This window comes from Kribbella aluminosa, assembly GCF_017876295.1.
Classification (GTDB): Bacteria; Actinomycetota; Actinomycetes; order Propionibacteriales; family Kribbellaceae; genus Kribbella; species Kribbella aluminosa.
In genome coordinates this window covers 1,135,882-1,159,908 of the sequence record NZ_JAGINT010000001.1, presented here as the reverse complement: position 1 = coordinate 1,159,908, position 24,027 = coordinate 1,135,882, and the positions used below count along the sequence as shown (strand labels likewise).

At 69.3% G+C, this 24,027-nt stretch carries 23 protein-coding genes; 8 read left to right on the top strand and 15 right to left on the bottom strand.

Features of this window, described 5'->3' with window-relative positions; all coding sequences use genetic code 11:
* Nucleotides 1-39: 39 nt before the first annotated feature.
* The 7 genes from JOF29_RS05760 to JOF29_RS05730 form a co-directional block, all read right to left on the bottom strand.
* Entirely contained in the window at nt 40-978 is a 939-nt protein-coding gene (locus tag JOF29_RS05760; protein ID WP_209693185.1) for an ABC transporter permease, read from the bottom strand.
* Nucleotides 979-2,511: an ABC transporter substrate-binding protein gene (locus JOF29_RS05755; RefSeq protein ID WP_245357975.1), complete on the bottom strand. Its 1,533-nt coding sequence runs from the start codon at nt 2,509-2,511 to the stop codon at nt 979-981.
* A gap of 210 nt (nt 2,512-2,721) precedes the next feature.
* Nucleotides 2,722-3,198 (bottom strand): MarR family winged helix-turn-helix transcriptional regulator, encoded by a 477-nt coding sequence (locus JOF29_RS05750; RefSeq protein ID WP_209693183.1) that lies wholly within the window; start codon nt 3,196-3,198, stop codon nt 2,722-2,724.
* A 38-nt stretch (nt 3,199-3,236) separates the two neighbouring features.
* On the bottom strand, nt 3,237-4,223 hold the full coding sequence (locus tag JOF29_RS05745; protein WP_245357459.1) for a CopD family protein: 987 nt from the start codon (nt 4,221-4,223) through the stop codon (nt 3,237-3,239).
* On the bottom strand, nt 4,220-4,732 hold the full coding sequence (locus JOF29_RS05740) for a copper resistance CopC family protein (protein WP_307863165.1): 513 nt from the start codon (nt 4,730-4,732) through the stop codon (nt 4,220-4,222). Before JOF29_RS05740 ends, JOF29_RS05745 begins: the two co-directional genes overlap by 4 nt.
* Before the next feature lie 2 nt (nt 4,733-4,734).
* Nucleotides 4,735-5,418, bottom strand: a complete 684-nt coding sequence (locus JOF29_RS05735) for a YcnI family copper-binding membrane protein (protein ID WP_209693182.1) — start codon at nt 5,416-5,418, stop codon at nt 4,735-4,737.
* 46 nt (nt 5,419-5,464) lie between these two features.
* Entirely contained in the window at nt 5,465-6,001 is a 537-nt protein-coding gene (locus JOF29_RS05730; RefSeq protein ID WP_209693181.1) for a hypothetical protein, read from the bottom strand.
* Nucleotides 6,002-6,318: 317 nt separating this feature from the next.
* On the opposite strand from JOF29_RS05730, the gene JOF29_RS05725 reads away from it, so the two are divergent.
* The 3 genes from JOF29_RS05725 (at nt 6,319) to JOF29_RS05715 (ending at nt 10,561) form a co-directional block, all read left to right on the top strand.
* A complete protein-coding gene (locus JOF29_RS05725; RefSeq protein ID WP_209693180.1) occupies nt 6,319-7,155 on the top strand; it encodes an ROK family protein in 837 nt (278 codons plus the stop codon).
* 458 nt (nt 7,156-7,613) lie between these two features.
* On the top strand, nt 7,614-8,276 hold the full coding sequence (locus tag JOF29_RS05720; protein ID WP_209693179.1) for a pentapeptide repeat-containing protein: 663 nt from the start codon (nt 7,614-7,616) through the stop codon (nt 8,274-8,276).
* A 68-nt stretch (nt 8,277-8,344) separates the two neighbouring features.
* The gene (locus tag JOF29_RS05715) at nt 8,345-10,561 is read left to right on the top strand and encodes an NADP-dependent isocitrate dehydrogenase (protein ID WP_209693178.1); all 2,217 of its coding nucleotides are present in this window, start codon (nt 8,345-8,347) and stop codon (nt 10,559-10,561) included.
* A gap of 46 nt (nt 10,562-10,607) precedes the next feature.
* Here the strand turns inward: JOF29_RS05715 and JOF29_RS05710 are convergent, their stop codons facing one another.
* Nucleotides 10,608-11,621 (bottom strand): metallophosphoesterase, encoded by a 1,014-nt coding sequence (locus JOF29_RS05710; RefSeq protein WP_307863164.1) that lies wholly within the window; start codon nt 11,619-11,621, stop codon nt 10,608-10,610.
* A 132-nt stretch (nt 11,622-11,753) separates the two neighbouring features.
* Between JOF29_RS05710 and proS the strand changes: the two genes are divergently transcribed.
* The gene (gene proS, locus JOF29_RS05705) at nt 11,754-13,166 is read left to right on the top strand and encodes a proline--tRNA ligase (protein ID WP_209693177.1); all 1,413 of its coding nucleotides are present in this window, start codon (nt 11,754-11,756) and stop codon (nt 13,164-13,166) included.
* 8 nt (nt 13,167-13,174) lie between these two features.
* Here the strand turns inward: proS and JOF29_RS05700 are convergent, their stop codons facing one another.
* The 4 genes from JOF29_RS05700 to JOF29_RS05685 all read right to left on the bottom strand — a co-directional run bounded on the left by JOF29_RS05700 (nt 13,175) and on the right by JOF29_RS05685 (nt 16,799).
* Nucleotides 13,175-14,158: a helix-turn-helix transcriptional regulator gene (locus JOF29_RS05700; RefSeq protein ID WP_209693176.1), complete on the bottom strand. Its 984-nt coding sequence runs from the start codon at nt 14,156-14,158 to the stop codon at nt 13,175-13,177.
* Between the two features lie 329 nt (nt 14,159-14,487).
* Nucleotides 14,488-15,927 carry a GuaB1 family IMP dehydrogenase-related protein gene (locus tag JOF29_RS05695; protein WP_209693175.1) on the bottom strand — a complete coding sequence of 480 codons (1,440 nt, stop codon included), beginning with the start codon at nt 15,925-15,927 and terminating at the stop codon, nt 14,488-14,490.
* Nucleotides 15,928-16,095: 168 nt separating this feature from the next.
* The gene (locus tag JOF29_RS05690; RefSeq protein WP_209693174.1) at nt 16,096-16,407 is read right to left on the bottom strand and encodes a hypothetical protein; all 312 of its coding nucleotides are present in this window, start codon (nt 16,405-16,407) and stop codon (nt 16,096-16,098) included.
* Nucleotides 16,404-16,799 carry a hypothetical protein gene (locus JOF29_RS05685; protein WP_209693173.1) on the bottom strand — a complete coding sequence of 132 codons (396 nt, stop codon included), beginning with the start codon at nt 16,797-16,799 and terminating at the stop codon, nt 16,404-16,406. Before JOF29_RS05685 ends, JOF29_RS05690 begins: the two co-directional genes overlap by 4 nt.
* A 329-nt stretch (nt 16,800-17,128) precedes the next feature.
* Here JOF29_RS05685 and JOF29_RS05680 point away from each other — a divergent pair, with 329 nt between their 5' ends.
* Together JOF29_RS05680 and JOF29_RS05675 are read left to right on the top strand one after the other, a co-directional pair.
* A complete protein-coding gene (locus JOF29_RS05680; RefSeq protein ID WP_209693172.1) occupies nt 17,129-17,557 on the top strand; it encodes a hypothetical protein in 429 nt (142 codons plus the stop codon).
* Nucleotides 17,558-17,989, top strand: coding sequence for a hypothetical protein (locus tag JOF29_RS05675; RefSeq protein WP_209693171.1), 432 nt, complete (start codon nt 17,558-17,560; stop codon nt 17,987-17,989).
* Between the two features lie 60 nt (nt 17,990-18,049).
* Here JOF29_RS05675 and katG read toward each other — a convergent pair whose 3' ends face one another.
* From katG to JOF29_RS05660, 3 genes are all read right to left on the bottom strand, one after another.
* The gene (katG, locus tag JOF29_RS05670; protein ID WP_209693170.1) at nt 18,050-20,263 is read right to left on the bottom strand and encodes a catalase/peroxidase HPI; all 2,214 of its coding nucleotides are present in this window, start codon (nt 20,261-20,263) and stop codon (nt 18,050-18,052) included.
* Nucleotides 20,264-20,301: 38 nt separating this feature from the next.
* Nucleotides 20,302-20,727 (bottom strand): Fur family transcriptional regulator, encoded by a 426-nt coding sequence (locus JOF29_RS05665; protein WP_209693169.1) that lies wholly within the window; start codon nt 20,725-20,727, stop codon nt 20,302-20,304.
* A 101-nt stretch (nt 20,728-20,828) separates the two neighbouring features.
* The gene (locus tag JOF29_RS05660) at nt 20,829-21,710 is read right to left on the bottom strand and encodes an SDR family oxidoreductase (RefSeq protein ID WP_209693168.1); all 882 of its coding nucleotides are present in this window, start codon (nt 21,708-21,710) and stop codon (nt 20,829-20,831) included.
* Nucleotides 21,711-21,794: 84 nt separating this feature from the next.
* On the opposite strand from JOF29_RS05660, the gene JOF29_RS05655 reads away from it, so the two are divergent.
* On the top strand, nt 21,795-22,367 hold the full coding sequence (locus JOF29_RS05655; protein WP_209693167.1) for a TetR/AcrR family transcriptional regulator: 573 nt from the start codon (nt 21,795-21,797) through the stop codon (nt 22,365-22,367).
* 88 nt (nt 22,368-22,455) lie between these two features.
* On the top strand, nt 22,456-24,021 hold the full coding sequence (locus JOF29_RS05650; RefSeq protein WP_209693166.1) for a S53 family peptidase: 1,566 nt from the start codon (nt 22,456-22,458) through the stop codon (nt 24,019-24,021).
* Nucleotides 24,022-24,027: the final 6 nt, after the last annotated feature.

The following is a 24,027-nucleotide window of genomic DNA, read 5'->3' as shown; positions in this document are numbered from 1 at the left end:
CGTGCCCCGGCCTACGGCGGACGTCCGGCCCGGACCGGCTCATCGGAGAAGCTCGGATCGCGGGACCAGCCGATTGCAGACCAGGTCCGCCGCCAGGTTGATCAACAGCGCCGCAACGGCCAGCACCAGCGTGAGCCCTTGGACCACCGGCACATCGCGCGTTTCCACGCCGTCGACCAGCGCCGTCGCGAACCCGGGAATCGCGAAGATCGCCTCGACGACCAGCACTCCACCGAGCAACGTGTCACCGGTGCGAGCCAGCTCCTGTACGCCGGGCACGGCCGCGTTCGGCAGCACGTGCCGCAACAGCAACTGCCGCCGCGGGACCCCAAGCCGACGAGCCTGCGTGACGTACTCCGCGCGAAGAGCAGCAACAGTCCCCGCCCGCACCTGACGCGACAACAGGCAGACGGTACGACCGAGCAGCACCGCGACCGGCAGGATCAGCAGCGCCGGCGAGGACAGCAGGTTCCCGCCGACCCAGGTAGCCGGCAACCACCCGAGCTTCAACGCGAACACCGCCACCAGCAGTACCGCGATCACGAAGTCCGGGATCGCCGACAGCGCTACCGTGACCGACGTGATCGCGCGATCGACCCGCCCGTTCTCGCGGGTCCCCATCACGATGCCCAGGGCAACGGCCAGCGGTACGACGACCGCGAGCGTCGCCAGCGTGAGCACCAGCGTCGTGCCGATCGAACCCCGCACGATGTCCGCGACGGGTCCGCCGCTGATCAACGACGTACCGAGGTCACCGGTCAGCACGTTCCCAAGCCAATGCACGAAGCGCGAGGCCGGCGGCTGATCCAGTCCGAGCTCAACTCGCAACGCGGCAACCTGCGAAGGCGTCAGCGTCTCGGTGAACCGCAGGTCGGCCGCATCCCCCGGCAGCAACGACGTCAGCGCGAACACCAGCACCGAGAGCACGGCCAGTTGCACGACCGCGAGCAGCGCCCGCTGGACGGCGTACGACCGCATTCAGGCCAGCCACACCTTGTCGAACCGGCCCTGGTCCAACGTGTTCGGCGGCACCGCCTGCACACCCTGCACCTTGGCCGACACCGCCACCAGGTAGTCAGGCAACCCCCACGCGAGGATCCCGCCCTCGTCGCGCAGCGTCTTCTGCAGTACGCCGTACCGTCGCGAACGCTCCGCCTCGTCCGTCACCGCCCGCGCCGCCGCGAACGCCGCATCGAACGCGGGCCGCCGCCAGTGCGTGACGTTGAACGGCGAATGCGACAACAACCGATCGGTGACGTACTGCGGGATCGGCATCGCCCCGGACCGATGGTTGCCGATAGCCCCCTTCGTCAACAGGTCCTTCGCGTACGTCTGCGGGCTCCCGGTGGACACCTTCAGCCGAACCCCGGCCTCGGCCACCTGCTCCGCGAACAACGTCGCCGCCGCCACGAACCCGGCCGACGCGTCCGCGGTGAAGATCTCCACCTCTTTCCCGGCCAGACCGGCCTTCGCCAGCAGCACCTTCGCCCGATCGACGTCCCGCTCCCGCGCGGGCAGGTCGGCCGGATAGTACTGATATCCCTTGCCGAACAGGTCGTTCCCCACCTCGCCCCGCCCGGCGAGTACGACGTCCACCAGCCGCTGCCGGTCCGCGAGCAGCTTGAACGCCAGCCGTACGTCGGGGTTGTCGAACGGCGCCTGGTCGACCTTCATCACGAACGCCTGCATCGTGCTCGCCTTCGCGGCCACGATCCGCACGGTCTTACCGCCCTCGGCGGTCCGCGCGAACGTCGCGGTCATGTCGTTCGCGTACTCGGCCTGGCCGCCCTGTACGGCGTTCGCCCGGGCGTCGGAGTCCGCGGACAGGAGGTGCAGCTCCTCGATCCGCGCCGGCCCGTCCCAGTAGTCGTCGTACCGGGAGGCGACCATCGAACGGCCGGCCTCGAAGGACACGTACCGGAAGGCGCCGGTGCCGACGGGTTTCGAGGGATCCTTGAACCCGTTCCGGACGATCTGCGTGCCGATGCCGGCGAGCAGCGCGGGGAACTCGGCGTTCGGCTCGGTCAGCACCAGCTCGACCGTCGACGGGCCGATCGCCTTGCTGCGCTTGAGATCCAGCGTCCCGAGCGAGGACTGCGCGACCCGGTCCGGTGCGGCGGGATCGGCGATCCGGCTCAGGCTGTACAGCACGTCGTCCGGCACCAACCGCGCGCCGTCGTGGAACTTCGCGTCCCGGAGCGTGAACCGCCAGGTGGTCGCCGTACCGTCGTGGTCCCACTTCGCGGCGAGCCGCGGCACCGGCTTCAGGTCCGGGCCGAGCTCGACCAGCTTCTCGTAGATCGCCTTGTGCCGCGCGATGTCCACGAACAGGCTCTGCACGTGCGGATCGAGCACTTCCTTTGCGCCGCCGCCCGCGTAGACGGCCCGCAACCGCCCGCCCTGTTTCGGCTCCGCGGTCGCCGTCCCGCACCCCGCGATCGCCGCCAGCCCGGCAGCGCCGGCCATCCCCAGAAACCCACGCCTACGCAACGCCTCGGACACGCGTAACATCCTCACGTTAGTGAAAACGGTTGTCAAATCCAGCGCGCATCCGGACAGCCATCATTCTTTCCGCCACCCACCCAGGATCGCGCTCCGTAGCGGCGTGTCAGGGCGTACCGAAGAACGGGTAGTGGTCACCCCGCCGAGGGGCGGGCACGCTCAGCCCGCCCGCCGATCCGGCGAAAAGACGGACCACTGCCCGTTCTTCGGTACGGGGTTCTAGTCCGTGCAGTCCGACGGGGTGCAGGTGGCGGGGAGTTCGGCAGCGATCCGGTCCAGGAGGGTGGTGAGCTGGAGCTGCTCGGACGGGGTGAGGCGGTCGAAGAAGTAGCTGCGGACCGCTTCGACGTGGTCGGGGGCGGCGGCGTCGATCGCCGTGCGGCCGAGCTCGGTGAGCCGGACCATCGAGCCGCGGGCGTCCGACGCGCACTCCTCGCGGCAGACCAGGCCGCGCTTCTCCATCCGGCTGACCTGGTGCGACAGCCGGCTGCGCTCCCACCCGACGGAGCGGCCGAGGTCGCGCGTCCGGAGTACGCCGTTCTCGGCCTCGGACAGCGGGTGCAGCAGGGCGTAGTCGGCGCCGGACAGCCCCGAGTTGCCGATCATCCGCGCCTCGAGCGCGCGCATCAGTTCGCGATGCGTGTCGCGGTACGACTGCCAAAGCCGCGCCTCACGCTCGTCGAGCCACCCGGTCATGGACCCAGTGTACGGAAGGACGTTGACATGTCATCGAGTCACGGAGTGCGGGACAGGGCGACGGCGAGGCCGATGGTGCCGGCCATCACCGCGAGTTCGAGGAACGCGAGCTGCCGGAACGCGGCCGGGTCGCCGCTCGCCAGCCGCGGCAGGCTGCTCCGGCGATGCTGCCAGCCGATGAACACCAGCGCCGCGAACGCGAGCGTCTTCCCCAGCACCAGCACGCCGTACCCGCTCGTCACCCACTGCGTGATCAGCCCCCAGCCGCCCTGGCGCCCGTCGAGGTGGATCTCCGCGGTGAGCAGCCCGGTGATCCCCATCGTCACCGCGCACACCAGCGCAAGTGTGCTGAACAGCTCGACGGACTCCCGCGACCGCGTGTAGCGCAGTACGGCGCCGAGCCCGCCGACCCACGCGGTCGCCGCGACCACATGTACGACGAGGGACACGGTCGCGAGCACCGACCACAGGTTGGTGCTGTCGATCGCGCCGTGCCCGGTGAGCAGCGGACCGATCAGCGCCGCGATCGTCAGTACGGCGGCAACTCGGGCGCCGCGCAGCGTCTTGGTCCCGCTCAAGAGGACGGCGAGTACGGCGGTGAGCACGACGGCGACCGCCAGCGCGCGGACCTGGCTGAGCCGCCCAGCCGGTCCAGCATGCTCCGCGAGGTGGGACAGCGGGATGCCGAGGATGACGGTCGCGGTCGCGATCAGCCCGCCGATACTCGCGACCGCCCAGATCCCGGCGGCGAGCGCCGCGTCCTGACAGGCCTGCAGCGCCTTGACGCCGAGCCTTCCGTCGGTGGCGGGCAGGAGCAGGACAACCGCGACCACGGCACCACCGGTCGCCACCGCGGCCGCGTCGGCGAGGATCCGCAGTACCGGAACCGCCCACGAGACCCCGAGCCCGGCCCCGAGCAGGCCGTCCTCGGCGCGCTGCGGCGCACCACCGGCGGCGAGCAGCGCGAGCACCATCACAACGATGCCGACAGCAACCAATCCGCCGATGGCCAGCGGACGTCTCATGACGCCGGACGGCGGCGCACGATCACCACGGCCAGGGCCACCACGACCAGCATCACCAGGCACATCGCGACGATCGTGACCGTGTTCGAGCCGCCGTCGGACTGCGAGCTCACCGGGGTCCCGGCCGGCTCGGTCGCGGGATGCCCGGCATGGGTCACGGTGAAAGCACCGGAGATGGTGACCGGGTGGCCGTCGGCCGAGATCACGCGGGCCTCGACGGTGTACTTGCCGGCCTCGACCATCGCACCGACCGGCTGCGTGACCGTGTTGTCGATGACCTGTACGTCGCCGCTCGCGACGTCCTTCCCGCTCGGCGACTTCACCTGGACCTGGGTGCCGTCGGAGCCGACCGGCTCGTTGAAGGTCAGCACCACCTTGGCCGGCGGCGCCGCCATCGACGCACCGTCGGTCGGCGTCATCGACTCGAGTTTGGCGTGCGCCGCCGCCACGCCGGCGGTACCCGCCAGCATGAACAGCGACGCCACCAGTACTGCGAACACTCGGCGCACAGCTACTTCCCGGACTCCGCGGCGGTCCGTCGCGGCCGCAGCCCGAACGCCAGACCGAGCAGGCCGACGAGCAGACCACCACCGCCGAGCCACCTGGCCAGGGTGTCGGAGCTGCCTTCGGTGGTGGTCGCCGCCACCGGGGTGATCGCGGCCGCCAGCTTCAGCGTCGGCGCCGGGTGCTCCGGTTCGGGCGCACCGTCCTTCGCGACGTCGACCCACTTCACCACCGAGCCGTCGCTGTACGTCTGCACGGCCGGGAAGCGCAGCGCGTCCACCCCGTTCGGCAGTGTCCCGACCGACAGCGCGAACTCGTCGAAGTCGTTCGGCGGGATCCCGCCCGCGGTCGCGGTCCAGGTGACCGTGGTGATCGCCTTGGTCAGCGTCACGTCGCCGACCTTCACCGGAGCCGGCAGTTTCTCCTCCTTCTTCTCCACCTTCCACCCGTCCTTCACCTGCGCCCCCACGGACGCGAACGGATGGTCCGTGGGCAGTGAGACGACGAGCTTCGTCGTACTGGTGTTGTCCGACTCGGTCGGCACCCGGAACACGAGCTTGCCGTAGCCGCCGGGCTTGGCGTCCGGCGACGACACCGTGACATGCGCCGACGCCGAGCTCGCGGCGCCGATCACCACCAGCGCGGACGCCGCGGCGATCGCGACAGCGCGCAGGACATATCTCTTGGGCATGAGAGAACCTTTCAGGGCATACGAGTAATCCGGCACTGGGGCCGGTTCAGACGACTGGTGTCACTCGTACGCCGGGAGGCCCGCGCCCGGAGATGCTCGTGCCGAGCCGGGACCCGGTCGGGGTCCAGGACGTGAAGACGCCGGGTGTCGCGGAGACGACGCGTACGGGACGCAGTACCGGCAGCTCCGGCAGCAGCCGCGCGAAGACCCGCAGTACCCGATGAACCCAGCGGTGGGCCCGACCGACCGCGAGGACGCCGGCGAGCAGCGCGCCAAGGTGCGCGGCGGTCATCACCAGGCTGCCCGTGATCGACATCCCGTGCTGCATCGACATCCCGGGCTGCATGGTCGCCGAGTCCAGCGTGACGTGCACGAACAGCTGTACGCCGGCCAGCACCAGGCCGGTCAGCAGCCACTCCCCCTCGAGGTACTCGCCGAGCAGCCAGCACACCCCGGCCAGCGCTGCGAGCGGAGGGAGGACGCCGAGCGGCACGCCACCGCCCCCGACGAGCACATGACCGACCACCGCCACCGCGACGCTCAGCGCCGCGACCACGGACGTGGTTCTGCTCTCGTTCGGCATTCGATCCCCTCGCTCGTGTCACTCTACGGACAACGACGCGCTCGGGTTCCCCCGGTCCACGTGCAACCAGAGCACAGCACGGGTGAAAGCAGAGACCGAGCGGGAATACGCCGAGTTGGTGCACCACGATGCGAACTCTCTGTGCCGTACCGGTTACCTAATGTGCGGGGACTGGCGACGGGCCGAGGACGCTTGGATGCCCTGATCCGGCTGTACCGGATCTGGGGCCGGATCCAGCGCGAGGGCGTGGTCGCGGCGTACGCCCACGTGGAGCAGGCGTTCCGGGACAGGTACTGACCTGCTGCGATGATGTCCGGATGGACGTAGCGGTGCTGGAGATCGGGGGAAGTCACGTGACGGCGGCCGTGGTGTCGCCGGGGACGTGGCAGGTGACCGAGGTGGACCGGGCGAAGCTCGAGTCCCAGGCGACGGCCGAGGTGGTGGTCACGCAGCTCGCGGACGCGGCCCGGAAGTTGCCGCTGGCAAACGGTCTCGCGGTCGCGCTACCGGGTCCGTTCGACTTCGGCACCGGGGTCGCCTGGTACCGCGATCAGGGGAAGTTCGACCAGCTGTACGGGTTCAACCTCGGCGCTGCCCTGGGCAACGAACTGGGGGTCGAGCGGTTGATGTTCATGAACGACGCGGAGGCGTTCGCGGTCGGCGAGTGGACCGCGGGCGAGGTCCGCGGGGTCGAGCGCTGCGTCGGCGTGACGATCGGCACCGGCATCGGTACGGCGTTCCTCGCCGACGGCCGGGTGCTGCGCGAGGGCGGCACGGTACCGCCGGGCGGCGAGCTCTACCGGACGACGTACGCCGGGAAGCCGCTGGAGGACTCGATCTCCGCCCGCGCCATCCTCCGCCGGTACGCCGAGACCACCGGCAAGGAAGCCCCCGGCGTCAAGGAAATCGCCGACCAGGCTCGCGCCGGCGACACGGCGGCCCGCCGGGTCCTCACCGCCTGCTTCACCGACCTCGCCGACGCGCTGAAACCCTGGATCGACCGCTTCGGAGTAACCCACACAGTCCTGGGCGGCTCGATCTCCGGAGCCTTCGACCTGATCGCCTCCGCGCTCGACTTCCCCGCCTCCGCCACCAAGGACACCGAACACTCCGCCCTCATCGGCACCGCCGCCCACTACCTCCGCACCCCCTAGCCCCACCACCCCCACCCCACCCGTCCACCACCTCCCCCTCCACACCCCCGCGCTCTCGGCCCCCTCCGCACCCCCGCGCTCTCTCGGCCCCCTCCAAACCCCCGCGCTCTCGGCCCCTCCACGCCCTCGCGCTCTCAGCCCCCCCCACGCCCGCGCTCTCGGCCCCCCTCCGCACCCCGCGCGCTCTCGGCCCCCTCCACTCTCGCGGCCTCGGCCCCCTCCACCCTCGCGGCCTCGGCCCGGATCCGCCCGTCCGCACAACCCTCCAGTTCAGTGGGCGCCCACTGAGTTGGAGGGTTGCCTACTGAAATTTTCAGTGGGCAACCCTCCAGATGAGGAGGCAACCCGGCGGGGGCGTGGGTGTGTGGGTGTGTGGGCAACCCTCCAGGTGAGGGGGCAACCCGGCGGGGTGTGGGGTTGTGGGGGGGGGTGTCGGAGGGTCCGGCTACGGTCGAACCGTGAAGATCGCCGCGCCGCGCGTCCGTGCCCAACTCGACTCCGCTGCCCCGGACGAGCTCGACGACGAGGAGCGGTTGCTCGATCTCGAGCTGACGGAGGTCGATCTCAGCGACGCGGAGGCCGAGCACGTCGAGATCGGCGGGTGCCGGCTGACCCGGTGCAAGCTGGCCGGGTCGGAGCTGGAGAAGCTGATCCTGGTCGACACCGAGCTGACCCAGTGTGATCTCGCGAACTCCCGCTGGGCGGACGCGGCGCTCACCCGGGTCGCGGTCTCCGGCTCGCGGATGATCGGTTTCGCCGGCCCGGGCGCGAACCTCCAGCACGTGACGGTCCGCGACACCGTGCTGGACTTCGCGTCGTTCCGGTTCGCGAAGTTCCAGAAGGCCGAGCTGACCGACTGCCGGCTGCAGAGCGCCGACTTCGTCTCGGCCGACCTCCGCGGCGGCGTGTTCCGCGGATGCGACTTCACCGGCGCGGAGTTCTCCCAGGTGAAGGCGGCCGGCGCGGTGTTCGTCGACTGTGCCTGGGAGGGCGCCCGCGGCCTCAGCTCGCTGACCGGCGCCACGGTCGCTTTCTCCTCACCGATCGACACGCTCACCTTCACCAGTGCGGTGACCGCGGCAAGCGGTATCACCCTCGGTCACCCGGACGACCTCGACTGAGCCCGCACCCGGCGTGAGCCTGCCCACGCGGCGGCCGGCCCGGCCGGAACGCCCATTAGGGTGGGGCTGTGACTGACTCGACGATCATCTACACCCACACCGACGAGGCTCCGGCGCTCGCCACGTACTCGTTCCTCCCTGTCGTCCAGGCGTACGCCGGCCAGGGCGGTGTCGGCGTGGAGACCCGGGACATCTCACTCGCGGGCCGCATCCTCGCGCTCTTTCCGGAGTACTTGAAGGACGACCAGCGGGTCGCGGACGCGCTCACCGAGCTCGGCGAGCTGACCCACCGGCCCGAGGCGAACATCATCAAGCTGCCGAACGTGTCGGCCTCGGTCCCGCAACTGAAGGCCGCGATCGCCGAACTGCAGTCCCAGGGCTACGCGCTGCCGGCGTACCCGGACGAGCCGAAGACCGACGAGGAGCGGGCGATCCAGGCCCGCTACGACAAGGTCAAGGGCTCCGCGGTGAACCCGGTGCTCCGCGAGGGCAACTCGGACCGCCGCGCCCCCGCCTCGGTGAAGAACTACGCGAAGAACCACCCGCACCGGATGGGCGCGTGGACGGCCGACTCCAAGACCAACGTCGCCACCATGTCCGCGGACGACTTCCGCAGTACCGAGAAGTCCACCGTGATCGCGGCCGACGGGTCGCTCCGGATCGAGCTGGCCGCCGCCGACGGTACGACCACCGTGCTCCGCGAGTCGGTCCCGGTGCTGGCCGGTGAGGTCGTCGACGCGTCGGTGCTGCACGTCGCCGCGCTCCGCGAGTTCCTGACCGCCCAGGTCGCGAAGGCCAAGGCCGACGACGTCCTGCTCTCGGTCCACCTGAAGGCCACGATGATGAAGGTCTCCGACCCGATCGTCTTCGGCCACGCCGTCCGGGCGTTCTTCCCGAAGACCTTCGAGCAGTACGGCGAGACGCTCGCCAAGGCAGGCCTGTCGCCGAACAACGGCCTCGGCTCGATCCTGAACGGCCTGGCGGACCTGCCCGACGGCGCCGCGATCAAGGCGTCCTTCGACGCCGAGCTGGCCGCTGGACCGGCGCTCGCGATGGTCGACTCGGACAAGGGCATCACGAACCTGCACGTCCCGTCGGACGTGATCGTGGACGCGTCGATGCCGGCGATGATCCGTACGTCGGGCCACATGTGGGGTCCGGACGGCGCCGAGCACGACACGCTCGCCGTACTGCCGGACAGCAGCTACTCGGGCATCTACCAGGTCGTCCTCGACGACTGCCGCGCGAACGGCGCGTTCGACCCGGCCACCATGGGCTCGGTGCCGAACGTCGGCCTGATGGCGCAGAAGGCCGAGGAGTACGGCTCGCACGACAAGACCTTCGAGATCGGCACCGCCGGTACCGTCCGGCTGGTCGACACCGCGGGCAACGTCGTACTGGAGCAGGCCGTCGAGCCGGGCGACATCTTCCGCGCCTGCCAGACCAAGGACGCGCCGATCCGCGACTGGGTGAAGCTGGCCGTCACCCGGGCCCGGGCGACCGGCGACCCGGCGGTGTTCTGGCTGGACGAGACCCGCGCCCACGACGCGCAGATCATCGCGAAGGTCAAGGAGTACCTGCCGGAGCACGACACCGAGGGCCTGGACCTCAAGATCCTGGCGCCGGTGGACGCGATCAAGCTGTCGCTGGAGCGGATCCGCCGCGGCGAGAACACGATCTCGGTGACCGGCAACGTGCTGCGTGACTACCTGACCGACCTGTTCCCGATCCTCGAGCTGGGCACCAGCGCGAAGATGCTGTCGGTGGTTCCGCTGATGGCCGGTGGAGGTCTGTTCGAGACCGGCGCGGGCGGCTCGGCGCCGAAGCACGTGCAGCAGCTGGTCAAGGAGAACTACCTGCGCTGGGACAGCCTGGGCGAGTTCTTCGCGCTGGCCGCGAGCTTCGAGCACCTGGCCCAGTCGACCGGCAACGCGCGGGCGCAGATCCTCGCCGACACCCTGGACCGGGCGACCGCCACGTTCCTGAACGAGGACAAGTCCCCGACCCGTCGGGTCGGCGGGATCGACAACCGCGGCAGCCACTTCTACCTGTCGCTGTACTGGGCGCAGGAGCTGGCCAAGCAGACTGACGACGCCGAACTGGCCAAGGCGTTCGCGCCGCTGGCGGAGACGCTGGCCGCGAACGAGCAGACCATCGTCGACGAACTGCTCGCCGTCCAGGGCAGCCCGGCCGACCTCGGCGGCTACTACCAGCCCGACCCGGCGAAGGCGGCCGCCATCATGCGCCCGTCGAAGACCTGGAACGAGGCCCTCGCTTCACTCTGACGTCGACAAAGGGCGCCCGGGATCTCCCGGGCGCCCTTTGCGTTGGTCAGGACGTGAACGGCACCCGGGTCCAGCTCAGTACGGCGGGGTTGCGCGCGTCGATCGTCACCCGCAGGTAGTTGTTCACCTTGGTCGAGCCGTCGACGGTGACCCTCGACAGGTTCTCGGCCGGCGTCGTCACGCCGTAGAACTTGGTCCACGGCGAGCTCGCCGCCAATGGCTTGTCGCTGTTGTAGACGTGGCTGTCGCCGTTGAACAGGTAGACCGGGCCGCGGAAGTTCGCCGCTTCGCGGGCGATCTCCTGCACGATCGGCTGGAACGCGTAGTAGTCGGCGTACGACGGGTTCGCCACGGTCGGGTCGAACATGTCGGCCTGGGTCAGCAGTACGACGGCCTTGTCGCGGTCGGCCCGCGCCTGCGCGAACGTGTCGTGGATGCTCTGCATGACGGCCGACGTACGGTTCAGCACCTCGGCGGTCTGCTCCGGGGTCGGCGCGGTCTTGCCGGTCCACGGCGCCATACTGTTGTTGCTGCCAACGATGTGCAGGGCCGCGAACGCGACGTCGCCGCGGCTGAACCGAACGTCCTCCGGGATGCCCTGCGCGACCTGGCTCGCGACCTTCGCCGGGTGCTGACCGAGGGTCCGGCCGGGCTGCGGGAAGAACACCTGCCGGATCTTCGCCAGCCGCTCCAGCGGGTTGTAGCCGCCGTTGTTCACGCGATGGCAGTCGGTCCATTCGTTGTCGCCGACGGTGTAGACGAACGGGTCGGCGAACCGGTCGAACTGCGTCTTCACCTGGGCGAAGTACTCGTCGCTGCAGACCGACGAGCCGTCCTTGATGTCACCGAGGTGGGTGACCAGCTTGACCTGCTTGTCCGCGTTGAGCTGGTCGACCACCTTCGGGAACCGGGCGATCTGGGCGGAACCGTAGGGAATGTCGCCGATCACGGCGAACGTGTACGGGTCCGGTCCCCGGTCCGCGGCGGCGTTCGGAACACCGACCGCGAGCCCGAGCAGTGCCAGGCACGCGGTGATCACAGGTGCACGACGTACTCTCACAAATCCTCCAAGTCCGAGCGGGTCCGGGCCAACTTTTCGGTGCGGTGGTGAACGCCCGGGTACTCCGCCGTGAATTCTGGCGATGGGGAAATGTGTGGCGGCGTCTCGTGGGGGGTTCCTACACTGGCCGTCATGACAGCTACCCGATCCGTGCTTGCCGCGCAGGCCACGGACTTCCCCCGTTGGTTCCAGGATGTGATCGCCAAGGCCGAGCTCGCAGAGAACGGCCCGGTGCGGGGGACCATGGTGGTACGACCGTACGGGTACGCGATCTGGGAACTGTTGCAGGAGGCAATGAATCGGCGGATCAAGGCGACCGGCGCGGTGAACGCGTACTTCCCGTTGCTGATCCCGGAGAGCTACCTGCAGCGCGAGGCCGAGCACGTCGAGGGCTTCAGCCCCGAGCTCGCGGTCGTCACGCATGCCGGCGGGAAGCAGCTCGAGGAGCCCGCGGTGATCCGGCCGACGTCGGAGACCATGATCGGTGAGTACATGGCGAAGTGGATCCAGAGCTACCGCGACCTCCCGCTGCTGCTGAACCAGTGGGCGAACGCCGTACGCTGGGAGCTGCGTCCGCGGCTGTTCCTGCGGACCACCGAATTCCTTTGGCAGGAAGGCCATACGGCGCACGCGTCCGCCGCGGACGCCCGGGCGTACGCGACCAGGATCCTGTACGACGTCTACCGCGCCGTGATGGTCGACGTACTCGCGATCCCGGTAGTGCCGGGCCGGAAGACCCGCCGCGAGCGGTTCGCCGGTGCGGTGAACACGATGACGCTCGAGGCGATGACCGGCGACGGCAAGGCCCTGCAGTTGGGTACGGCGCACGAGCTCGGGCAGAACTTCGCCCGCGCGTTCGACATCGGCTACCTGTCCAGCGAGGGCCGGCGCGAGCTCGCCTGGACGACGTCGTGGGGCAGCACCACCCGGCTGGTCGGCGGGCTGATCATGGTGCACGGTGACGACGCAGGCCTCCGGGTCCCGCCCGCGGTCGCCCCGGTGCAGGTCGTCGTACTCGCGGTCAAGGACGAGGCGATCGCCGCCGCACACACCATCGCCGACGAGCTGACCGCGCAGGGCGTTCGGGTCACGGTCGACGACCGCGCCGACCAGCCGTTCGGGCGGCGCGCGGTGAACTGGGAGCTGAAGGGCGTCCCGGTCCGGATCGAGGTCGGCCCGCGGGACCTGTCCGCCGGCGTCGCCACCGTCGTCCGCAGGTTGCGCGACTCGGCCAAGACCACCGTCAACCGGACCGACCTGGCCGCAACCGTGGTCGCGGCGATCGACGCGGACCAGGCGCACCTGCTGGCGGAGGCGACCGAGCGGCAAGTGTCCCGGATCGCCGACGTCGCCACGGTCGAGGAGGCGATCGAGGCGGCCGCGTCCGGCTGGGCCCGGCTGCCGTACGACGCGGTCGGCGAGGAGGGTGAGGACCGCCTCGGCGAGTCCGGCATCACGGTCCGCTGCCTGCAACGCCCGGACGGCTCGCTGCCGGTGGAGGACAACGAGCCCGGCCTGACGGCGTACGTCGCCCGCTCGTACTAGCGGGCGTACTAGCGGGCGAGGTACCGGCGGACGTCCTCGGCCACCTGGGCGCGATACCGCAGACCGTACTTGCGGAGGATCGCGCTCAGGTGGGTCTTGACGGTGTTGAGGCTGACGCCCAGCTCGGCGGCGAGCTGGTCGTTGTCGAGGCCGTCCGCGAGCAGGACGGCGACGCCCTGCTGCGCCTTGGTGAGACTGGTGAAGCGGCGTTCCGGACCTTCGTCGGCCTCCATCAGCATCTCGATCAGCTCGGACTGAATGTGCTCCGCGACGTCGACGATCCGCTCCAGGTGCGTGTGGACGGTGGTGCTCACCTCCGGCTCGTCCAGCGCCTCGCCGGCGATCTCCCGGATCGACGCGACCCGATGCGTCAGGTACTCCACCACATGGTCCGAGGTCAGCAGGTTCGGGCCGACGTCCCCCGCGGGCAGCCGGCGCAAGGCCTCCCGGTCCTCGCCCTCACGGGTCAGCACCCGCTCCACCACCGAGCACAACCACTCGAACGCCCGGACCGCGTTGTCGTCGTACGACCTGGGGGTGTAGCTCTGCATCGAGAGCAACCCGAACAGCTGGCCGGGTCCGTCCTTCGCAGACCGGAAGATCGGCACCGTCACCGCGTCCGCGGACCGCCGAGCGGCATCACCGACCGGTACGCCGGCATGCAACGCGGAGCCGTTGTCGTAGGCGAACCGGTACGTCTGCCGGTGCTTGATCAACCACGCCGTCTGCCCGTCGGGGCCGAAGTTGTGGGTGTCAGGGTTCACGTACTCTCCGTCGTCGTACCCGTACGGGTACCGGACCCGGCTGGTGCCCTGCAGGAACCCGACGAAGAACGCGTCGACGTGCGAGACCTTGCCGGCCACCACCCGGACGTAGTCGTACAGGCCGTAGTGGTCGGACCGGAACAACGCCTCGATCTTGTGGTACGCCTCGCGCAGGATGATCGCGGTCTCCGCGTCAACCCGCAGCGGAGCGGTCTTGTGCCCTTCCACGGAGCCGGCTCCCCACGACCGTTGCGGTATCAGTCCTTCGACTATCCCGCTGTACCCCGTAGTCGATCAAGCATGTGCTTGCCCATGAGTCGCCACGGTGGGTCGCGGGTGATGTCGCCACCACCCGCGCCCACGAGCAGGACACCGCAACAGTGCGCCCCCGCGCCGACCGGATCCACGCCGCCCCCAGAGCGGATCCTCGGCCCCCCGACGGTTGACCGGTGCCCTTCCTCCCCCTGTTGGCTACACAGTGCCACCGTTCGCCGGGCGCGACCATCGCTCTACGCATGATCTTGCGGGGGCCCGGTCTCACCCTCGGTATGAGGAGATCACAGCCAGCTGGTCTCGAGCGGTTTGCCCTCGGCGTACCCGGCGGCGGTCTGCAGTCCGACTACGGCCCGCTCGTGGAACTCCGTGAGGTTCGCGGCACCGACGTACGTGCACGAGCTGCGGATGCCCGAGACGATCGAGTCCAGCAGGTCCTCGACGCTCGGGCGCTCGGCGTCCAGGTACATCCGGGCGGTCGAGATGCCTTCCTCGAAGATGCTCTTCCGGGCCCGCTGGAACGGCGAGTCCTCGGCGGTGCGGGACTTCACCGCGCGGGCCGACGCCATCCCGAAGCTCTCCTTGTAGATCCGGCCCTGGCTGTCCCGGTGCGGGTCGCCGGGCGACTCGTACGTACCGGCGAACCAGGACCCGATCATCACGCTGGACGCACCGGCCGCGAGTGCCAGCGCGACGTCGCGGGGATGCCGTACGCCGCCGTCCGCCCAGACGTGCTTGCCGTGCTCACGGGCGCGGGTCGCACATTCGAGGACGGCGGAGAACTGCGGCCGGCCGACCGCGGTCTGCATCCTGGTGGTGCACATCGCGCCCGGCCCGACGCCGACCTTGACGATGTCCGCGCCGGCGGTGACGAGATCGGTGACGCCTTCGGCGGTGACCACGTTACCGGCCACGATCGGTACGTCGGGGCCGAGGGCGCGGACCCGTTCGACGACCTCGAGCATCCGCTCCTGGTGGCCGTGTGCGGTGTCGAGCACGAGTACGTCGATCCCTACGTCCAGCAGGGCTTTCGCCTTCTGCTCGGCGTCGCCGTTCATGCCGATCGCGGCCGCCACCCGAAGCTTGCCGTTGGCGTCCAGTGCCGGGTCGTACAGGGTTGCGCGGAGGGCGCGCTGGCGGGTCAGGATGCCGACGATCTGACCGTTGCCGTCGACAACGGGTGCGAGCCGGTGCCGGCCGTCGTGCAGCTTGTTGAACGCGGTCTCGGGGTCGATGCCCGCGGGCACCGTCAGCAACTCGCGGGACATGATCGCGTCGAGCTGCGTGAACCGGTCCACGCCGGAGCAGTCCGCGTCGGTCACCACGCCGACCGGGCGGCCGTTGTCGACCACGATCACCGCGCCGTGGTTCCGCTTCGGCAGCAGGTTGAGGGCCTCCCCCACGGTCCCGGTCGGCGGCAGCACCAGAGCCGTGTCGTGCACCGGGTCGCGTTGCTTGATCCAGGCAACGACCTCGGCGACGACGTCCACCGGGATGTCCTGCGGGATCACCGCCAGCCCGCCACAGCGCGCGATCGTCTCCGCCATCCGCCGCCCGGACACCGCGGTCATGTTCGCCGCGACGATCGGGATCGACGCCCCGGTCCCGTCCGCCGTCGACAGATCCACATCCAGCCGGGACGCGACCCTCGACCGGTTCGGCACCAGGAACACATCGCTGAAGGTCAGGTCGCCCGACGGCTCCCGATCATGATGAAACCGCATGACAGACCCCTTCCACCCGTGTACAAACCTAGCCAGCCTGCCAGACGGCTCGAGCTGGAACAAGGCCCGTTACAGCCGGTGTCCGACCAGACGACGTCGACCGCTCGCCGAGCCCGCGCCCACCAGCTCTGGCGCTGCGCCTGGTTCTGCTTCAGGCTGGGCATTCGATCACCGAACGCCCCCACCCGGCGCCGCGGGCGGCATCTCCCGGAACGTCAGCCGATAGTCCGCCTTCGCCTGCGGATCGGACTGCAGATACGCGGTAACGCAGTCCCGCAGGTCCCCCTTGCCGGACTCATATCCGAGCGCGTGCCGTCCTTCCGACGAACCGGCCGCAAACTCCTGCATCTCACGAAGGACCTGTCGACGGACGTAGTCCTCTGGTCCCCGCGGATTCCGCCCTGCCGCCGCCGTGAGCCGTCGGTAGTCCATCGCGAAACCCTCGTTGATGATGAGCTCGTACCCAGCAGCAGACGTCATCGTGACGTGTCGTCTTCACTGCGGATCTCATCAAGAATCTGCTGCGTCTCCGGCCCCATCATCTCGGCGAATTCGTCCAGGGTCATCGAACGGCTGTCCGGAAGCGGTTCGGTGGCGTAGACCCTGCGGGTCGGGTCGTCGATCGTCCCGGCCGGCGGCTCGTCGTCACCTCGCAGTTCGCGGTACTGCGAGGTCGACATGCTCACTGCCTCCGGCGCACCACTGTCCCCCCACACCACCGGCACAAACGTCTCGGCCCGGATCGCCGCGACCATCGACACGAGTTCCGCCCCCACGGTCTCCACCGCGGCCACACCAGGCCGACGCTCGAACTTCGTCTCACCGCCGAGATCCTCGAACTCGTCGTACGTCAGCATCACCGCCTCCGGCACCCCAACCTGCAGCCCTGTGGATATCCCGCACTTCGAACACCCTCCGTATGCAACCCTTAACCCACCAGCACCCATGAACGGGAGCCTGCATGCCCCGCCGACCGGCCCTCGGACCCACCTTCGCAGCCCTCTGCGCCCTCACCGCGCTAACCGCCTGCCAAGGCTCCCCGGAGGCCGGCCAGCCCAACAGAACCGCGCCCTCGCCTTCCCCGACGCCGTCCTCGTCACCGAGTGATTCCCCCGAGACGCAAGCGGTCGCAGCCGCATCTGCGACGTACCGCGGGCTCGTCGCGGCAACAGACACGTCGTACAGGAGCGGCGGAGTCGATGTGGCGGCGCTGCCTCGCTACGCGAGCGGCACCATGCTCAAAGTCGAGCTCAACCAGGCCGAGACCTTCCGCGGAAAAAAGTGGCACTCCGTAGGACATGTACAGGTCGTCTGGATCAAACCGCTGACCGTGGGCAAGCAAGACGCCAGCGGTCAGATCAACGATCTGACCCTCGGCGCGTGTGTCGGTCGTGGGGTTCGCATACGCCGGCAGCAGTCCGGCGACGGACACGGCCGCGGCTATGCCGACGAGAGGACCGAGAATGGGTTCTTCGATGCGGAGTCGCACTGTTACCTGACGCTGTCGGACACGGCGCTGCCGACGATGTACGGCGCCGACTACCCGCCAGGGACGAAGTACTACAGATGCTGGGTGATCCTCGGTGGATCCGCATCCCCGTCCACCACGCCACGAAGCTGCCACAGCTGAATGTCCAGCTGGCAATCCGTCGCCGGGCTCCGCTCGGATCTTGCGACTGTCCTCGCCCACTTCCGCAACGGGAAGACACAAGCGATCGGCTTCGGCGACGGTGTACTTCAGGCCGTCGTCGTCACGTACGACGAGTTCGCCGCTCTCGACGGCCCGCAGAAGTTCTCCGGCGGCGATGTACTGACACCCAAAGCACTCGCCGCGCAGTTCGACGCCGTACTCGCAGAACGCACGCAGCCTCTGGTGTGGGGAGCACGCGGCGAGCCTGAAGCCGTCGTGATGTCAGCAGCGCAGTACCGGGGACTCCGCCCCGACCCCACCTCGCTGCTCCCACCCACCGGTCCGCTCGACCTCGCCGACTGGGCGGCGCGGATGGGCCCGGAGCTCCAGGAGGTCCTCGAAGACCTCCGCTGCGACCGCGAAGACGTCTGAGCAGACCCGCGCACATGCGAGCCGGCTCCCCTCGCGAAAGGGGAGCCGGTTCGTGTGCGGTCAGCGGTGCAGGTCGAAGCGGTCGAGTTCCATGACCTTGTGCCAGGCCGAGACGAACTCGGTGATGAACTTCTGCTTGGCGTCGTCGCTGGCGTAGACCTCGGCGAGGGCGCGGAGCTCGGAGTTCGAGCCGAAGACCAGGTCGGCGCGGGTGCCGGTCCACTTGACCTTGCCGTCGACGGTGCCTTCGAACGTCTCCTGGCTGCCGTCGGCGGCGTGCCACTCGGTGCCGAGGTCGAGCAGGTTGACGAAGAAGTCGTTCGTCAGCGTGCCGGGGTTGTCGGTCAGTACGCCGTTCTTCGAACCGTCGTAGTTCGCACCGAGGACCCGGAGGCCGCCGACCAGAACGGTCAGCTCCGGGGCGCTCAGCGTGAGCAGGTTCGCGCGGTCGAGCAGCAGGTACTCGGCCGGGAGCTTGTTGCCCTTGCCGTAGTAGTTACGGAAGCCGTCCGCCACCGGCTCGAGTGCGGCGAACGAGTCGGCGTCCGTCTGCTCCGCGGTCGCGTCCGTACGACCAGGGGTGAACGGTACGACGACGTCGACACCGGCGTTCTTCGCGGCGATCTCGACGCCGACGCCACCGGCCAGCACGATCAGGTCTGCCAGCGAGACCGGCTTCCCGAACGACTTCTGGATGCCCTCGAGGGTCCGCAGTACCTGGGCGAGCTCGTCGGGGTTGTTGACGTCCCACCCGCTCTGCGGCTGCAGGCGGATGCGGGCACCGTTGGCGCCACCACGCTTGTCGCTACCGCGGAACGTCGACGCCGACGCCCACGCGGTCGACACCAGCTGCGACACGGTCAGCCCGGACGCGGCGATCGCGGCCTTCAGCGCGGTCACGTCCGCGTCGGACACCAGCTCGTGGTCGACGGCCGGTACCGGGTCCTGCCAGATCAGTTCCTCGCTCGGGACCTCGGAGCCGAGGTACCGGACGATCGGGCCCATGTCGCGGTGCGTCAGCTTGAACCAGGCGCGCGCGAACGCGTCCGCGAACTCCTCCGTGTTGTCCTTGAACCGCCGCGAGATCGGCTCGTAGATCGGGTCGAAGCGCAGCGACAGGTCCGTGGTCAGCATCGTCGGCAGCTTCTTCGGGCCGTCGTACGCGTCCGGAATGATCGCCTCGGCGTCCTTGGCGACCCACTGGTTCGCGCCGGCCGGGCTCTGCGACAGCTCCCACTCGTGGCCGAACAGGATCTCGAAGAAGTCGTTCGTCCACTGGGTCGGCCTGGTGGTCCAGGTGACCTCGAGGCCGCTGGTGATCGCGTCCTTGCCCTTGCCGGTGTTGTACGTGCTCTTCCAGCCCAGGCCCTGCTGCTCGATCGGGGCGCCCTCGGGCTCCGCGCCGACGTTCTCCGCCGGGCCGGCACCGTGGGTCTTGCCGAACGTGTGGCCGCCGGCGATCAGCGCGACGGTCTCCTCGTCGTTCATCGCCATCCGGCCGAACGTCTCGCGGATGTCGCGGGCCGCCGCGATCGGGTCCGGGTTGCCGTTCGGGCCTTCCGGGTTCACGTAGATGAGGCCCATCTGGACCGCTCCGAGCGGGCGCTGCAGGTCGCGGTCGCCGGAGTACCGCTCGTCGCCGAGCCAGGTGGTCTCCGGGCCCCAGTACACGTCGGCCTCCGGCTCCCACACGTCCTCGCGACCGCCGGCGTACCCGAAGGTCTTGAAGCCCATCGTCTCCAGCGCGACGTTGCCGGTGAGGATCAGCAGGTCGGCCCAGGACAGCTTCTGGCCGTACTTCTTCTTCACCGGCCAGAGCAGCCGGCGGGCCTTGTCCAGGTTGCCGTTGTCCGGCCAGCTGTTCAGCGGCGCGAACCGCTGCTGACCGGCGCCCGCGCCACCGCGGCCGTCGTGGATCCGGTACGTACCGGCGCTGTGCCAGGCCATCCGGATCATCAGCGGGCCGTAGTTGCCGAAGTCGGCCGGCCACCAGTCCTGCGAGGTGGTCAGGACCTCGGCGATGTCGGCCTTGACCGTGGCCAGGTCCAGGGTCTTGAACTCCGCGGCGTAGTCGAACTCCTCGCCGAGCGGGTTCGCGACGGCCGGGTTCTTGGCCAGGATCTTGAGGTTCAGCTGGTTCGGCCACCATTCGCGGTTGGCGTTCCCGCTGGTCGGGTGCACGCCCTGACCGTGGTTCACCGGGCAGCCACCGGTCTCGGCGCCGCGGCTCTCCGCGGAGGCCTCGCCGGGCAGGGGCTCGTGGTTCTCGGACATCGGATTCCTTCCAGGACTGGACGTTTTCAACTTCGAGTTCAGGTACGTCGTGCGCAGTCCGCGCACAGGCCCCAATAGATGACCTCGGCCTCGTCGATGACGAAACCGTGGTCCTCGGACGCGGTCAGGCAGGGCGCGTGCCCGACCGCACAGTCGACATCGGCGATCGCACCGCACGACCGGCAGACGGCGTGATGATGGTTGTCGCCCACCCGCGATTCGTACCGCGCCACCGACCCCAGCGGCTGGATCCGCCGGACCAGGCCCGCCGCCGTCAAGGTCTGCAGCGAGTCGTACACCGCCTGGTGCGACGTCTGGGGCAGTTCGTTGCGCACGGCACCGATAATCGAGTCCGTGTCCGCATGCGGATTCCCGTACACCGCGGCCAGCACCGCCAGCCGCGGCCGCGTCACCCGCAGCGAGACCCCACGCAACAACCCCTGGAGCTCATCCACCGTCGGCACGTCCCGCAGTCTTCCGCGTTTTCTGGAATGAGTCAAGATTAGCTGACGTGATTCTCAATCTGAAACATCGGCGAACCACCCGCCTGACCAACCCTCGCCGTTCAGGGCTGGATGTTCTCCAGATCCTTCAGCAGGCTCGGGTGCCGAGGTCGCCAGTCGAGCGTCGTGCGCGTGTACTCGCTGGAGGCGGGCTGGTCGGCCGCGAAGATCGGGCCGAGTGCACCGAACGTCTCCTCGGGTACGGACTCGACCGGAAGCTCGAGCCGCCGTCCGATGACGCCGGCGATGTCCCGTACGGCATCCCCCTCGTCGTCCACCGCGTGCCACGCCGTACCAGCGGGTGCATTCTCCAGCACCAGCCGGAACAGCACCGCCGCATCCAGCGCGTGTACGGCGGGCCAACGCTGCGCGCCATCCCCCGGATACCCCGACACTCCGGTCTGCCGAGCAATCTGCGTCAGCAGCCCCGCAAACCCGCCGTCCCCCTGGTTGTGAACAGTCCGCGGCATCCGCACCGCAGCACTCCGCACCCCGCGCGACGCCAACCCCAGCACCGCCATCACAGACCGCCCCCGCCCACCGACCGGCCCGTCAAGCGGCAACGGGTCCTCCTCCGTGGACGCCCGCCCCGGCACCCACGGCGTACCCGACACCGTGACCAGTGGTCGCCCACTCCCGACCAGCTCTTCTCCAAGGGCCTCTAGCGCCGCACCCTCCTCAGCGACCCCCGCCGCCAGCGCCTCCGGACTACTGAAGTCGTTGCTAAAGGCAAGATGAATCACGCCGTCGGCCTTCGCAGCACCCGCCCGTACGACGTCGAGATCACCAAGGCCACCCCGCACCGCCTCGGCACCGGCCTCCCGCAACGCCGCCGCCGACGCCTCGGACCGCGCCAGCCCGACGACCTCATGCCCGTTCCCGAGCAACTCACGAACAACGGCGGACCCGATCAACCCGGTACCGCCGGTGACGAACACCTTCATAGGACACTCCTCAACCCTGATGAGACCTTTGTCCCATCACCATAACACCGACGAGACAAAGGTCCCATCACCTACAATGCCCTCATGGCGAGATGGCAACCCGGAGCCCGCGAACGACTGGTCCTCGCCGCCGTGGACCTGTTCGCCGAACACGGCTACGACGCCACCACGGTCACCCAGATCGCCGACCGCGCCGGCGTCACCAAGAGCACCTTCTTCCGCCACTTCCCCGACAAACGAGAACTCCTGGTAGCCGGCCAAGACGCCCTGAGCCGCCTACTGGCCGAAGGAATCGCCGGCGCCGCCGATGACGCCACCCCACTGGAAGCAGTAGCCGCCGGTCTCACCAAAGCCTCAAGCTTCATGGGCCCCATGAACCGGGAACTGGGCCCGCGCCTGAAAGCAGCAATAGCCGCAAGCACAGAACTCCAAGAACGAGACGCCCTCAAAACCGTAGGCCTGGCAAGCGCCATGACCACAGCCCTCCAGGCACGAGGCGTACCCACCCCGCTGGCCCACGTGGCATCCGAGCTAGGCGTCCTGGCCTTCAAGCAGGGCTACGAATCGTGGACAGCCACCGAAGATGAGTCAGGCCTGGCCCCGCACGTACTAGCCGCCCTGAACGACCTCAAGGCAGCAACAGCGGCATTGCACTGAGACACACATTCACTGAGGAGACGCTGAGAGTAATGATCCCAGCACAATGGGTGGCCTCCGGGGGCGTTCGTGGTTCATGATGTTGCGCGTGTCGAACTCCGCTCGTATTCCCATTCCAGGAAGTTCCCGCTCCGCGTTCGCTGACGCCGAGACACTCGGCCCAGTCTCTCCGGACAGTTCGATCACGGTCACGCTCGTACTGCGCCGCCGCGCCGAACTCGACGAGAACCTCGTGACCGGTCCCGAAACCGTGACCGCGGAGGAGTTCGCCCGACGGTTCGGCGCCGGCGACGACGACCTCGCCCGGGTTGAGGAGGTGCTCACGGCAGCCGGGCTGAGCATCACCGGAACGCACGTCGGTGCCCGGCAGGTGACCGTGCGCGGGCCTGCGTCCGCGCTGACGGACGTTTTCGGTACCGAGCTCTCACTCGTCCGCAGCCAGGACAGCCACGGCACCACCGTGGAGCTCCGGGTCCGGTCCGGTGCGGTGTCGGTGCCCGCCGAACTCGACGGGATTGTCATCGCCGTACTCGGTCTCGACGACCGCCCGCAGGCGCGCGCCCAGTTTCGGCTGCACGCGGCTCCGGCCGCCGCACAGGCGTTCACGCCCGACCAGCTCGGCTCCCTCTACAACTTCCCGGCCGGCACCGACGGGACCGGACACACCATCGCGATCATCGAGCTCGGCGGTGGATTCAAGCAGGCCGATATCAGCACCTACTTCGCCGGCTTGAAGATCCCCGCTCCCCAGGTGAGCGCGGTCGAGGTGGATGGTGGCAAGAACGCCCCGACCGGCGATCCGGGCTCCGCCGACGGTGAAGTGATGCTCGACATCGAGGTCGCGGGTGCGCTCGCCCCAGGGGCCCGGCAGCTGGTCTATTTCGCGCCCAACACCGATCAGGGTTTCCTGGACGCGGTCACCACCGCGGTACACGCCACCCCGACGCCGACCGTGGTCAGCATCAGCTGGGGTCAGTCCGAGGACCAGTGGACGGCGCAGGCAAGGACGGCGATGGACCAGGCATTCGCCGACGCCGCGGCGCTCGGTGTGACCGTGTGCGCGGCCAGCGGTGACAACGGCAGCGCGGACGGCCAGAGCGACGGCGTGCAGCACGCGGACTTCCCCGCCTCGAGCCCGCACGCTCTCGCGTGCGGCGGCACGCACCTCGAAGGCCTCCCGCCGAAGATCACCTCCGAGACGGTATGGAACACCCCGGGCGGTGGCGCCTCCGGTGGCGGCGTCAGCGACGCGTTCCCGGTGCCGGCCTTCCAGTCCGCTGCGGGGGTGCCTCCGCGGGCCGGCGGTGGCGTCGGCCGGGGAGTGCCCGATGTCGCGGGCAACGCCGATCCAGCAACCGGGTACCAGGTTCTCGTCGACGGCCAACGCATCGTGGTCGGGGGCACCAGCGCCGTCGCCCCGCTGTGGGCCGCGCTGCTGGCGCGCCTCGCCCAGGGCACCGGGCGCAGCCTCGGCCTGGTGCACACCCAGCTGTACCAGGGCGTTCGCGCCGGCACCGTGCAGCCAGGCTTCCACGACATCACGAGCGGAAACAACGGTGCCTACCAGGCAGCGCCGGGCTGGGACGCGTGTACCGGGCTCGGCACTCCCGACGGCGAAGCGCTCCTGCAGGCACTGCGGATCCCGACGCACTGACCGAAA